Source organism: Spongiibacter tropicus DSM 19543 (genome assembly GCF_000420325.1).
Classification (GTDB): domain Bacteria; phylum Pseudomonadota; class Gammaproteobacteria; order Pseudomonadales; family Spongiibacteraceae; genus Spongiibacter; species Spongiibacter tropicus.
This window is the reverse complement of record NZ_ATUS01000001.1, coordinates 1,687,357-1,699,861: the sequence shown is the minus strand read 5'-3', so window position 1 is coordinate 1,699,861 and position 12,505 is coordinate 1,687,357. Positions and strand designations below refer to the sequence as shown.

Annotated in this window: 11 protein-coding genes; 9 read left to right on the top strand and 2 right to left on the bottom strand. The window is 58.2% G+C overall.

What is annotated here, in order from left to right; translation table 11 throughout:
• Positions 1–10 precede the first annotated feature (10 nt).
• From G411_RS0107920 to metF, 5 genes are all read left to right on the top strand, one after another.
• Complete coding sequence (locus G411_RS0107920; RefSeq protein WP_022958651.1) at positions 11–1,111, top strand: fatty acid desaturase family protein; 1,101 nt, start codon at positions 11–13, stop codon at positions 1,109–1,111.
• Between the two features lie 66 nt (positions 1,112–1,177).
• Positions 1,178–2,206 (top strand): ArsR/SmtB family transcription factor, encoded by a 1,029-nt coding sequence (locus tag G411_RS0107915; protein ID WP_245542373.1) that lies wholly within the window; start codon positions 1,178–1,180, stop codon positions 2,204–2,206.
• Positions 2,207–2,251: 45 nt separating this feature from the next.
• Positions 2,252–3,460, top strand: a complete 1,209-nt coding sequence (metK, locus tag G411_RS0107910; protein WP_022958648.1) for a methionine adenosyltransferase — start codon at positions 2,252–2,254, stop codon at positions 3,458–3,460.
• A gap of 38 nt (positions 3,461–3,498) precedes the next feature.
• Complete coding sequence (gene ahcY, locus G411_RS0107905; protein WP_022958647.1) at positions 3,499–4,893, top strand: adenosylhomocysteinase; 1,395 nt, start codon at positions 3,499–3,501, stop codon at positions 4,891–4,893.
• Between the two features lie 106 nt (positions 4,894–4,999).
• On the top strand, positions 5,000–5,833 hold the full coding sequence (metF, locus tag G411_RS0107900; RefSeq protein WP_022958646.1) for a methylenetetrahydrofolate reductase [NAD(P)H]: 834 nt from the start codon (positions 5,000–5,002) through the stop codon (positions 5,831–5,833).
• 30 nt (positions 5,834–5,863) lie between these two features.
• Here the strand turns inward: metF and G411_RS0107895 are convergent, their stop codons facing one another.
• Entirely contained in the window at positions 5,864–6,304 is a 441-nt protein-coding gene (locus G411_RS0107895) for a low molecular weight protein-tyrosine-phosphatase (RefSeq protein ID WP_022958645.1), read from the bottom strand.
• A 24-nt stretch (positions 6,305–6,328) separates the two neighbouring features.
• Complete coding sequence (gene rpiA, locus G411_RS0107890; protein ID WP_022958644.1) at positions 6,329–7,000, bottom strand: ribose-5-phosphate isomerase RpiA; 672 nt, start codon at positions 6,998–7,000, stop codon at positions 6,329–6,331.
• 268 nt (positions 7,001–7,268) lie between these two features.
• Between rpiA and G411_RS21385 the strand changes: the two genes are divergently transcribed.
• The 4 genes from G411_RS21385 (at position 7,269) to ilvA (ending at position 12,502) form a co-directional block, all read left to right on the top strand.
• Positions 7,269–9,056, top strand: coding sequence for an ATP-binding protein (locus G411_RS21385; protein ID WP_022958643.1), 1,788 nt, complete (start codon positions 7,269–7,271; stop codon positions 9,054–9,056).
• A 13-nt stretch (positions 9,057–9,069) separates the two neighbouring features.
• Positions 9,070–10,017 (top strand): response regulator, encoded by a 948-nt coding sequence (locus G411_RS19765; RefSeq protein ID WP_022958642.1) that lies wholly within the window; start codon positions 9,070–9,072, stop codon positions 10,015–10,017.
• Positions 10,018–10,026: 9 nt separating this feature from the next.
• Positions 10,027–10,833, top strand: a complete 807-nt coding sequence (locus tag G411_RS21850) for an energy transducer TonB (RefSeq protein ID WP_022958641.1) — start codon at positions 10,027–10,029, stop codon at positions 10,831–10,833.
• A 151-nt stretch (positions 10,834–10,984) separates the two neighbouring features.
• Positions 10,985–12,502, top strand: a complete 1,518-nt coding sequence (ilvA, locus tag G411_RS0107870; protein WP_022958640.1) for a threonine ammonia-lyase, biosynthetic — start codon at positions 10,985–10,987, stop codon at positions 12,500–12,502.
• Positions 12,503–12,505: the final 3 nt, after the last annotated feature.

Here is a 12,505-nt window from a genome sequence, read left to right as displayed (position 1 = left end):
GGGCAGTGAGATGAGTCAGAGTAAAAGTAAAAGCCGGGCATTGAGTCCCGAAGAGCTGGCGGCTTTTGGAGCCGAGCTGGATGCGCTTCAGCAACAGGCCATTGCTGCTGTGGGAGAGCGCGATGCGCGCTATATCCGTCGGATTATTCGCGTGCAGCAATATCTGGAGTTTGCCGGTCGCGGCCTCTTGTTTGCGGGCATTTTTCCGCCGGCATGGTTGCTGGGAACCCTGTTATTGGGTATCTCCAAAATTCTGGAGAATATGGAAATCGGCCACAATGTTATGCACGGCCAGTACGATTTCATGAATGATCCTGCGCTCAGTGGTGCCAGTTACGAGTGGGATACGGTGGGCACCAGCGATAACTGGCGCGAAAGCCACAACTACAAGCACCACACCTACACCAATATCAAAGGTGTCGACGATGACGTGGGTTATGGCCTGTTGCGCCTGTTCCCAGAGCAGCGCTGGCATCCGGCTTTTATTCTTCAGCCACTTTTCGCCGCCCTGTTGGCGCTATTGTTTCAGTGGGGGGTCGCCATTCAGGAGTTGCAGTTGGGCAAGCTGCTGAATGGCCGCAAAAGCTGGGCGCAAATTCGCCGTGAGTTTCGTCCGGTGTGGCGGAAAAGCCGCCGCCTGCTGCTCAAGGATTACCTGTTTTTTCCTTTGTTGGCAGGGCCGTTCTTTCTTACCGTGCTGAGCGGTAACCTGGTTGCGAACCTGATTCGCAACCTCTGGACCTTCACCATTATTTTCTGCGGCCATTTCACCACCGATGCCGAGGTGTTTCATCGCTCCGTGCTGGATGGTGAGAGTCGCGGGCACTGGTATTTGCGTCAACTGCGGGGTTCCTCCAATCTGCGCGGCGGCAAGTGGTTCCATATCCTGTCCGGTAACCTGAGTCATCAGATTGAGCACCACTTGTTCCCCACCGTGCCTGCGCACCGCTACCAGGGGCTTTCCCTCGACGTGCAGGAGATCTGCCGACGTTATGGCCAGCACTATAATACCGGCTCGCTACCCCGCCAGTTTGGGCAGGTGGTGTGGCGTATTCTCCGTCATTCGATGCCGTCGGCACCCGCGCCGAGAGCGGCGTTGATTGCCCGTTAATGACAAGGCTGTAATCTATATCAAAATATTTTGATATAGCCTGAAAGGCTGTTACACTGCGGCGCCATGGAAGCCAGCTCTTGCTCGATGACGCCCGCAGATTCCTCAGAATCTCCCTCGCGTCCCCCTTCGGGGGGCGATATCAGCGCCATGGTGTTGCAGTTGTGCAAGGCGGGTGGCGATATGCTGCGCCTGCAGGTATTGCGGGTATTAAGTCGCGATGCCTATAGCGTGCAGGAGCTGTGTCAGATCCTGGATGTCCGTCAGTCCGGTATGAGCCATCACCTGAAAATTTTGGCAGCGGCTGGTTTGGTGGTTCGTCGCCGCGAGGGCAACAGCCTGTTTTACCGCCGCAACTGGCAGGCCGAAACGGCCGCGCTGCGCGAGCTGCATACTGCTGTGCTCAATGCCGCCGAGCAGCTCCGTCTGGATGCCGGGCAGCAGCAGCGGCTTGCCGAGGTTGTTGCTGAGCGCGCCGAGCGCTCCCGCGCGTTTTTTGCCGAGCATGCCGGGGAGTTTGGTGAGCAGCAGGAGCAGATGGTGGCCTTTGGGGTGTATGGCCCCAGTGCAGCGGAAATGCTGCGCGCCGCTCAGCCTGAGGGCGGTGAGCTGGCCATTGAGATCGGTCCCGGTGAAGGGGCGTTTCTGGCTGAGTTGGCGCCGCGCTACCGCCAGGTGATTGCGCTGGATAACAGCGAGGCGATGCTGGCCAAAGCGCAGGCGTATGTTGCCGGGCAGTCACTGGATAATGTGCGCTGCTTGTTAGGCGACAGCCGCAGCGCGGCGTTGCCGAGCGCGACAGCAGATTGTGTGGTGGCGAACATGGTGCTGCACCACGTGCCGTCACCCGCGGATATTTTCCGCGATGCGCAGCGCCTGCTGCGTCCTGGCGGGGTGTTTTGTGTGGCGGAGCTTTGCCCCCACGACCAGAACTGGGCGCGGGAAGCCTGCGGTGATCTGTGGCTGGGTATCGCGCCGGAAGAATTGAATGAGTGGGCCACTGGCAGTGGCTTGGAAGAAGGGCCGTCGGTGTATCTGGCCCAGTTGAACGGTTTTCGCGTACAGGTTCGGCAGTTTTTGAAGTCGGACGGCTAATAAGCAAACAGGCCCTATCGGCCACAATGATGAGGAAGACACTTCATGTCGGAATACAGTCTGTTTACCTCCGAGTCGGTCTCGGAAGGCCACCCGGACAAAATGGCCGATCAGGTTTCTGATGCGGTTCTCGATGCGATTCTGGCCCGCGACAAGCACGCGCGCGTGGCGGTGGAAACGCTGGTGAAAACCGGCATGGCGATTGTTGCCGGTGAAGTGACCACCTCCTGTTATGTCGACCTCGAAGACATTATTCGAGACGTGATTACCGGCATCGGCTACAACAGCTCGGACGTGGGTTTTGACGGCGCCAGCTGCGCGGTACTGAATGCCATCGGCAAGCAGTCGGTGGACATCAATCAGGGCGTTGATCGCGCGCGTCCCGAAGATCAGGGCGCCGGTGACCAGGGCCTGATGTTCGGCTACGCGACCAACGAAACCGATACGCTGATGCCTGCGCCGCTGTTCTACTCTCACCGCTTGGTGGAGCGTCAGGCCTACCTGCGTAAAAACGGTGTGCTGCCGTGGTTGCGCCCGGATGCCAAAAGCCAGGTGACCTTGCGCTACGAAAACGGCAAGCCGGTCGCGGTCGATGCAGTGGTGCTATCTACCCAGCACAACCCGGACATCAGTCAAAGCGACCTGCAGGAAGCGGTGCGTGAGGAAATCATCAAGCACGTGCTGCCCGCCGAGTTGCTGCACGCGGGCACCCAGTTTCACATCAACCCGACTGGCAAGTTTGTCATCGGTGGGCCGGTGGGCGACTGTGGCCTGACCGGCCGTAAGATTATCGTGGATACCTACGGCGGCATGGCGCGTCACGGTGGCGGTGCGTTCTCGGGCAAGGACCCCTCAAAGGTGGATCGCAGCGCAGCCTATGCCGGTCGATATGTGGCGAAGAATATCGTCGCCGCCGGCCTGGCTGACCGCTGTGAAATTCAGGTGAGCTACGCCATCGGTGTGGCAGAGCCGACCTCGATTTCCATCAATACCTTCGGCACCGGCAAAGTCAGCGATGAGAAGCTGGTTGCCGCCGTGCGCGAAGTCTTCGACCTGCGCCCCTACGGCATTACCAACATGCTCGACCTGGCGCACCCGATGTATCAGCCGACTGCGGCCTACGGTCACTTTGGTCGCGAGCCCTACGAGCACACCTACGAGTGGAAAGAAAACGGCGAAGTGCGCAGCGAGACCAGCACGGCGTTTAGCTGGGAAAAAACCGATCGCGCCGACGCGCTGAAAGCGGCGGTGTAGAAGCGCCCGCCCAATTCGACAACGATGAGGAATTGATCATGACTGCAACGGTAACTGCCGTGGAAAACTTCAGCGACTATAAAGTGGCTGATATCTCACTGGCCGCTTGGGGCCGCAAAGAACTGAGCATCGCTGAAGGCGAAATGCCTGCGCTGATGTCGCTGCGTGAAAAGTACGGTGACAGCAAGCCGCTGGCTGGTGCGAAAATTCTGGGTTGTATCCATATGACTATCCAGACCGGCGTGCTGATCGAGACGCTGATCGCGCTGGGCGCGGAAGTGCGCTGGTCATCCTGCAACATCTTCTCGACGCAGGACCATGCCGCCGCTGCGATTGCCGCTGCGGGCATCCCGGTTTTTGCTTGGAAGGGTGAGACGGAAGAAGAGTACGAGTGGTGCATTGAGCAGACTATTCTGAAAGATGGTCAGCCTTGGGATGCCAATATGGTGCTCGATGATGGCGGTGACCTGACCGGCATTCTGCACGACAAATATCCGCAGATGCTGGATAAGATTCACGGCATCACCGAAGAGACGACGACAGGTGTGCACCGCCTGCAGGAAATGCTGCGCAAGGGTACCCTGAAAGTGCCTGCGATCAACGTGAACGACTCGATCACCAAGTCGAAAAACGACAACAAATACGGTTGCCGCCACAGCCTGAATGACGCCATCAAGCGCGCGACCGACCACCTGTTGTCAGGGAAGAAAGCCCTGGTAATTGGCTACGGTGATGTGGGCAAAGGTTCTGCTCAGTCGCTGCGTCAGGAAGGCATGATCGTGAAGGTAACGGAAGTCGATCCGATCTGCGCGATGCAGGCCTGCATGGACGGTTTTGAAGTGGTGTCGCCCTACATCGATGGTATTAATTCCGGCAGTGCCGACAGCATCAATCGCGACCTGCTGGGCAACACTGATCTGCTGGTGACGACCACCGGTAATGTCAACGTTTGCGATGCCAATATGCTGGCCGCGCTGAAAAATGGTTGTGTGGTCTGCAACATCGGTCACTTCGACAACGAGATCGACACGGCGTACATGCGCAAGAACTGGGAGTGGGACGAGATCAAGCCCCAGGTGCACGTGGTTTACCGCGACCGCAGCAGCAACGATCATCTGATCCTGCTGTCAGAAGGCCGCCTGGTGAATCTGGGTAATGCGACGGGTCACCCCAGCCGTATCATGGATGGCTCTTTCGCCAACCAGGTACTGGCGCAAATCTACCTGTACGAGCGTCGCTTTGCCGATCTGGAAGCGGAGCTGAAAGACGGCGCAATCACCGTTGAAGTACTGCCCAAGAAGCTGGATGAAGAAGTGGCTGCCCATATGGTGGCGGGCTTTGGCGGTGTGATCACCAAGCTGCGTCAGGATCAGGCCGACTACATCGGTGTGAAGGTGGAAGGCCCCTTCAAGCCGGATAGCTACAAGTACTAAGCCGTCTCGGCGAAGCCATACCAGTCGGGCGGCGCTGCTGCCCGGCTGCTTGCCCGATACAGCCGGGTACGCCAGTTTTAACATCCCAGAATAAGCGGATACCGCCATGTCCAAGCGCTACAGTTTTGAATTCTTTCCTCCTAAAACCGAAGCCGGTCGCGACAAGCTCAAGCAGACGCGCACCGAATTAAATGCTCTCGATCCGGATTTTTTCTCGGTCACCTATGGTGCTGGCGGTTCTACTCGCGACAATACCCGAGGCATTGTGCTGGAAACGCTCGCGGCGGGCATTGATGTGGCTCCGCATCTGTCCTTCGGTGGTGATGAAGAGGCTGAGGTGCTGTCACTGATCGAGCAGTATCGTGAGGCGGGTGTGCGCCGCATTGTGGCGCTGCGCGGCGATATTCCCTCAGGAATGGGGGCGACGCGGTTGATCTACGCCCGTGAGCTGGTGGAGTTCATTCGCAAGCACACTGGCGATCACTTCGAACTGGAAGTGGCCGCCTATCCGGAAATTCACCCTGATGCGCCCAGTTATGATCAGGATATTCAGTTTCTGAAAGATAAGCTGGACGCCGGCGCCAACAGTGCCATCACCCAGTACTTCTTTAACGCCGATGCCTATTTCTATTTTCTGGATGCCTGCGAGAAGGCAGGTATCGACAAGCCGATTTACCCCGGCATTATGCCAATTACTAACTACAGTAATCTGGCGCGTTTCTCGCGGAATTGTGGAGCGGAAATTCCTCGCTGGCTAAGTCGCAAGCTGGAAGGCTATGGCAGCGACCTTGAGAGTGTTGCGGCCTTTGGCGAAGAGTATGTGACCGAGCTGTGTCAGATACTGCTGGAGGGCGGGGCGCCGGGCATCCACTTTTACACCATGAATCAGGTGCAGCCGGTTAAGCGCATGATGGAAGCCTGTAAGGCCTCGCACCCCTGATTGACACGTCGAGCGCCGCACTCGCGGCGCTTATAGATACTTCATCCAGTCTTCGGTGAATGTATCCATCAGTTCGTAGACATGCTCGAACGCTTCGCGGCTTTTGCGATAGGGGTCGGGCACTTCCTGATTCTGTGACCACTTGCCCAGCAGAAACGTCTTGCCGCCGACCTGGGGGGCCATCTTGTTGATGTCGCGAATGTGGCGTTGCTCCATCGTCAGGATCAAGTCTGCCTGAGTCAGCATCTCGCGTGTCAATTGTCGTGCGCTGTGTCCGTCAGGATTAATATCGTGCTCGCTGAGTAGTGCAGCGGCAGATTCGTCGATCGGTTTGTCGACCAGAGCGCCCAAGCCCGCCGAGTGAACGGTAATGTTGGGTTTGTTGCCGGCCAGCTTGTGCTTGAGCATGTATTCGACGGTGGGGCTGCGGCAAATGTTGCCAATGCAGACAATCAGAATATTGTTGAACATCGTCGGTGTTCCTGAAAGCAGGGTTTAGCGTTGCAGGGTTCTGACACCCTCGGGCGTGCCGAGCAGTAGCAAGTCGGCAGGGCGCAGCGCAAAAAGTCCGTTAGTGACAACCCCGGTAATCCCGTTGATGGTTTCCTCGGTTTTCTGAGGGGTTGCGATCATGAAGTCGTAGACGTCGAGGATGATGTTGCCGTTGTCCGTCACCACGCCTTCCCGGTAAACGGGATTGCCGCCGAGTTTCAGAAGCTCGCGGGCAACGTAGCTGCGTGCCATGGGAATCACCTCCACTGGCAGGGGGAAGGCGCCCAGCTGGTCGACCAATTTACTCTCGTCGGCAATGCAGATGAATTTCTTGCTGGCCGCCGCGACGATTTTTTCACGGGTCAGCGCGGCGCCGCCGCCCTTGATCAATTCCAGTCGGTGGTTGCTCTCGTCGGCGCCATCTACATACACCGCCAGTGTGCCTGCGCTGTTCAGATCCATCACCTCGATGCCGTGGCCGCGCAGTCGCTCGGCCGACGCTTCTGAGCTGGCGACGGTGGCTTTGATGTCATTCTTGAAGTCGGCCAGCAGGTCAATAAAGCAGTTGGCGGTGGAGCCAGTGCCAATGCCGATGATTTCACCGTCGTAAATGGCGTCTTTTACCTGTTCGATGGCGGCGGCGGCCACCGCCTGCTTAAGCTGGTCTTGATTCATAATCGGACTGTTCGTGGGCTGCAAAGCGATCAGTATAAAGCAGCGCTTGTGACGATGGCGAGTCCAAGCTGGCGCGCGGGGGCAATGCCAGGTCTTTGGCTTACCTAGACATTTTCCGGGTGAGCTTTTATGCTCCAGCGTTCGGCTATCACTAATCTGGCGATCAAAGAAGTCGTATAAATACCTAAACGGTCGCCAATAAGAATAAAAATCGAGTAGCGAGCGGAAACAGCTGGCGCTCTGACACCCGGGGTTGGTAGGAGACCGCATGAGCCGAGTCGAAAAGACGTCGCAAGACGGGCTGCGTAATGCGCCTGTAAAAAGGGGATTCCGCATTCAGCGGGTATTGGCCCCTGTCGCTGTTGTTCTCGCATTTTCCATGCTGGGCTATCTGTTGTGGGTAACCCTTCGGGATCCGCTGGAGGCGGGGCTGCATGTGGTGCGGATGGAGCAGCTCGATGCACTCCAGCTGTCTGACCGGCAGCTTAATCACGCCATCGTCCGCGCACCGCTTCAGCTCGACGGTGAACCCATCGCCATGCTGGCGGCCGCCGAGCGCTTTGAGGCAGAGGTGAATGCGATTGCCACAGGGCAGGCGGGTATGAAAGGCCAGTCGCCACTGGTCGACCGCGCGCTGAATGATTATGTGGCCAGTGCGAAAGAAAAGCTCAAGCTGCTCGAGCCCTACCGCGATGCGCTGCGCCGCTTCCGCCTGTTGTTTGCCGGCATGCGTACCGGCGGTGTCTCGGTACTGAGCGCGCCGGCCATCGATAACAGCCCGGCGTTAGAGCGTGATATCAAACGCCTGTTGCAGGAAGCCACCGCCTACAGCTTGCTGTCGGATGCCGATAACGCCGAGCGCATTGATCAGCTCAACGCGACCATCACTGTTCAAGCGAGCAGTCTGGATGATCGCGAGGCATTAATCGCCTTGTCTCAGCTTCAGGACACGGTTGATGGTCTGCGATTTACTCGCGATGAGCTGATGCAACAGCTTGATACGATTGCCGAGGCGGGTGCCGCCAGTGCGCTCGCGAACCTCTCATCGCGATATGAAAACCATTTTTCCCAGTTACAGGCGACGGCTGATCGCAACAAGCTCACCTTGGCGGTATACGCGGCTGCGCTGTTGCTGGCCTTTGGTCTGATTGCCTGGCGACTGCGGGGCAGCTTCCAGGAGCTGGATCAGCTCAACCTGGAACTGCAGGATGCCAACGTTAACCTGGAAGGGGTGGTTGCTGAGCGCACCCAGGACCTTAGTCAGGCGCTGGACGATCTTCGCCTGCAACAGGCGCAGCTTATTCAGTCAGAGAAAATGGCATCGCTCGGTCAGATGGTGGCGGGTGTTGCGCATGAAATTAATACACCGCTGGGCTATGCCAACAGCAATGTGTCCATCGTGCGAGAGCTGGTGGCCTCAATGGAGGAGCAGATCGACGGAGAAAGCCGCGAAGAGTTCGATATGTTGCTGGGGGATGCTCAGTATGGTCTGGAGCAGATCGCTGAGTTGGTCATGAGTCTGAAGAACTTCAGTCGTGTCGATCGCTCCCACACCGAACTTTTCGATCTCAATGAGGGGGTCGAAACCTCGCTGAAAATCTGTCAGAACCAGATCAAAGACCTCGTCGTTGAAAAGCAGTTTGCCGAGCTGCCGGATATCAGTTGCGCGCCATCCCAGCTTAACCAGGTTTTCCTGAATCTGATCAATAACGCGGCTCAGGCGATGGGCGGACAGGGAACGCTGACTGTCACGACCGAGCGCGATGGCGACAATGCCGTGGTGAAGGTGCGCGACACCGGCTGTGGTATGGATGCCGATACGGTGGCACATATCTTCGAGCCCTTCTTTACGACCAAGCCCGTTGGCGAAGGCACGGGGCTGGGGCTGTCAATTGTGTTCCGCATTATCGAGGATCATGGCGGCCAGATCACCGTGGAGTCGCAGCCCGGCGAGGGTACGGAATTCCGGGTGAGTCTGCCGATTAGCGCTGCGAGCCAGCCCGCAGGGGATGTAGTGACAGAAGAAAGCGTCATTCTCAGTGAGAGTGAGGCATAAAGGAGTGGGTAGTATGACAACCGCAGCGGATAGTAAAGCGCGCATTCTGTTTGTCGATGACGAGCCGCGTATTCTCGTGGCGTTGAAGGCATTGTTCCGCAGTAGCTATGAGGTGTGCACGGCAAACAGTGGCGCCGATGCCGTGGCGCTGTTGAAGGAGAAGGACTTCGATGTGATTGTCTCCGATCAGCGCATGCCGGAGATGACCGGAGTGGAAGTGTTGCGCAGCGCGCGTGAGCTGCGACCGCGGGCGATCAGAGTCTTGTTGACCGGCTATTCCGATCTCAGCGCGATTCTGGGTGCGATCAATGATGGCGAGATTTTTCGCTTTATCAACAAGCCTTGGTCGAACAATGACTTACGCGAAACCATTGCCGCAGCGGTAAAGGCATCGGAAGTGGACCAGGTGCCCGAGGCGCAGGCGTTGGCTAAAGAGTCGGAGGAGGCAGTCGCGGCACCAGTCGTTGATGCGGATCAGACCGGGATTCTGGTACTGGACGAGGACAGCACTACCCGCGATGTATTGCAGCGAGTGTTGCACAAAGATCGGCCGGTCTTCACGGCGACAGATCTCGACAGCGCGCTGGATGTGTTGGAGCAGCAGAATATTGGCGTCATCATCACCGAGCTGGCGGTAGGCGGCGAGAGCGTAACGCAATTGCTGGCGGCATTGCGCGAGCACCATCCTGCACTGGTGGCGATTGTTCTGACCGCCAGGGCCGATGCCGGTCACGGTATCGAATTGATCAATCGCGGACAAATCTACCGCTTTCTCAGCAAACCCATCAGTGAGGGCTTGCTTCGTGGCAGCGTCAATCTTGCGGTACGTCGCTTTGATATTCTCAAGAAAAACCCTGAGCAGACTCGGCGTCTGGCCGCGGCCAAAACGCCGCCGAAACCCGAGACCGATCGACGCGGCATTTTCGGTCGTATCGGCCGTCTGTTTGGCTTGACGGCATAGGGGGCGGGCGTGAATACAGCGATCGAGTCAACTTTGCATGGCGACAGTGCCAAACAGAACCTGGTTCAGTCGGCGGAAACCTTTATTGCGGTGGTATTGCTGGCTGTGTGCGCGGTGGCGGCGGCCACAGCATGGTTTATGCAACTTGCCGACAACGGCGATGCGTCGCAAGGTGGCGGTGTTGAAACCGTTGAGGTGTTGGCGAGCTTGGCGGATGCCGATCTTGCCGACGATGAGGGACGGGCATTGAATCAGTGGCAGGCCAGTCTGGATCGCGCATTCAGCCAGCGCGAGCAGGCTCTGCGTCAGCAGGAACAGAACGCGGTCCTCGCAGAGCAGGCTTCAGCACTGGCCGAAGCGCAGGCGGCGGCTGAGGCTGCAAGGCAGAGTGCGCTGGAGGCAGAGCGCCGCGCCCGTGAGGCCGAGTTGGCTCGCCAGCGCGTTCAGGATCGGCAGCGCGCAGAGCAAAGAGAAAAGGCGATAGCGGCAGTGCCTGAAGAGGTGAAGTCCCTGCCGCGCCCCGGCGCGAATGCGGAACGTATTGGGGCGAGCGTGGATTGGAACAGTTGCAACAAGCCCAGCTATCCCCGTGCGGCCGTCCGGCTGCGGCAGGAAGGCATGGTTCGCATGCTGTTTGATATCGATGCTGACGGTCAGGTTATCGGCGGCAGAGTGGTCGAGAGCAGCGGTTTTGAGCGTCTGGACAGTGCGGCGCTGGAGGCCATCATGAAGTGTCGTTTTGAGCCCGAAACCCTCGGCGGTATCCCGCAGGCGGCGTCGGCGGAAGTTCGCTTTGGCTGGCGTTTGAACGGTTAGCGGATGGCTGCCTGACCCAGGCCCGCTCCGGCGGGCTTTTTTCTGCCTGCGAGCTTTGTCTTCATGGTGTGACGGGCGGTGACGCGGTAGACTTGCTGGCTTCCATTTGCGCGGGCCGACGGGTCCGCGGGGCAACAGGAGCTGGAGAGTTATGCCGCAGAGCTACATCAAGAAAATCCTCGACGCGCGGGTTTACGACGTGGCGATTGAGTCGCCAATTGATGAGGCGCGCCTGCTCTCCAAGCGTTTTGCGAACCAGATTCTGCTCAAGCGGGAAGATCTCCAGCCGGTATTTTCCTTCAAGCTGCGTGGGGCCTACAACAAAATGGCCAGCCTGAGCGAGGCTGAGCGCAAGTTGGGTGTAGTGGCGGCGTCGGCGGGAAATCACGCGCAGGGCCTGGCTCTATCGGCGCTGAAGCTGGGTGTGAAAGCGACTATCGTTATGCCGCGCACCACCCCGCAGATCAAGGTGGATGCGGTCCGCTCGCGCGGCGGCAAAGTGGTGTTGCATGGTGATACCTACGACGAAGCCTCTGCCTATGCGCAGAAGCTGGTTCAGGAAAAGGGCATGGTCTATGTCCACCCCTACGATGATCCCGAGGTGATCGCCGGTCAGGGGACGGTGGGGATGGAGATTCTCCGCCAGGTCACCGGGCCGCTGGATGCGGTGTTCGTGCCGGTGGGGGGCGGCGGTCTTGCCGCCGGTGTCGCAGCCTACATCAAGTATGTTCGCCCCGAGGTCAAAGTGATTGCCGTCGAGCCTGAAGACGCTGCCTGTCTGAAAGCGGCGATGGAAAAGCAGCGGCGGGTGCGCCTGAAAGAGGTCGGTATCTTTGCCGATGGCGTGGCTGTGGCGCAGATCGGCAAGGAAACCTTCCGGGTGTTGCGCAAGACCATCGATGGGGTGATTACTGCCAATACCGATGAAATCTGCGCGGCTATCAAGGATATTTTTGAAGACACCCGCTCGATTGCGGAGCCAGCTGGAGCACTGGCGCTGGCGGGTCTGAAGAAATATATCGAGCAGGAAGGCTGCGAAGGAAAAACCCTGCTGGCTATCGACAGCGGCGCCAATACCAACTTTGACCGTCTGCGCTATATCTCTGAGCGCACCGAAATCGGCGAGCAACGCGAGGCCATCCTCAGTGTGACGATCCCCGAGCAGCCGGGCAGCTTCAAAAAGTTCTGTGCGGCGCTGGGCAAGCGCAATATCACCGAGTTCAACTATCGCTTCGGCGACGATCGCGACGCGCAGATTTTTGTGGGCGTAGCGGTGGCGGCTGGTGGCAGCGGCCGCGAAGAGCTGGTCGAGTCACTGCGCGAGCTGGGCTATCCCGTCGAGGATATGACCGACAACGAAATGGCCAAGTTGCATATTCGCCACATGGTGGGTGGGCATCGTCCGGCGGCAGTGAAGAGCGAGCTATTGTATCGCTTTGAGTTTCCCGAGCGTCCAGGCGCCCTGATGAACTTCCTGACGCGTCTGGGTAATCGCTGGAATATTTCCCTGTTCCATTACCGGAATCACGGCGCGGCCTACGGGCGTGTACTGGTGGGTTTGCAGGCGACCAAGGAAGAGCGGAAGGCGATTGAGGTTTTCCTGGAGAAGCTCGCCTACCCGTATCATGAAGAGAGCGATAATCTTGCCTATCAGCAATTCCTGAGCTGAGGT

Excerpts from the sequence above, each read along its gene's own strand:
- G411_RS19765 (WP_022958642.1), top strand. The coding sequence starts at position 9,070 with ATGACAACCGCAGCGGATAGTAAAGCGCGCATTCTGTTTGTCGATGAC.
- G411_RS0107920 (WP_022958651.1), top strand. The coding sequence starts at position 11 with ATGAGTCAGAGTAAAAGTAAAAGCCGGGCATTGAGTCCCGAAGAGCTG.
- metK (WP_022958648.1), top strand. The coding sequence starts at position 2,252 with ATGTCGGAATACAGTCTGTTTACCTCCGAGTCGGTCTCGGAAGGCCAC.
- ilvA (WP_022958640.1), top strand. The coding sequence starts at position 10,985 with ATGCCGCAGAGCTACATCAAGAAAATCCTCGACGCGCGGGTTTACGAC.
- G411_RS0107915 (WP_245542373.1), top strand. The coding sequence starts at position 1,178 with ATGGAAGCCAGCTCTTGCTCGATGACGCCCGCAGATTCCTCAGAATCT.
- rpiA (WP_022958644.1), bottom strand. The coding sequence starts at position 7,000 with ATGAATCAAGACCAGCTTAAGCAGGCGGTGGCCGCCGCCGCCATCGAA.
- G411_RS0107895 (WP_022958645.1), bottom strand. The coding sequence starts at position 6,304 with ATGTTCAACAATATTCTGATTGTCTGCATTGGCAACATTTGCCGCAGC.
- metF (WP_022958646.1), top strand. The coding sequence starts at position 5,000 with ATGTCCAAGCGCTACAGTTTTGAATTCTTTCCTCCTAAAACCGAAGCC.
- ahcY (WP_022958647.1), top strand. The coding sequence starts at position 3,499 with ATGACTGCAACGGTAACTGCCGTGGAAAACTTCAGCGACTATAAAGTG.
- G411_RS21385 (WP_022958643.1), top strand. The coding sequence starts at position 7,269 with ATGAGCCGAGTCGAAAAGACGTCGCAAGACGGGCTGCGTAATGCGCCT.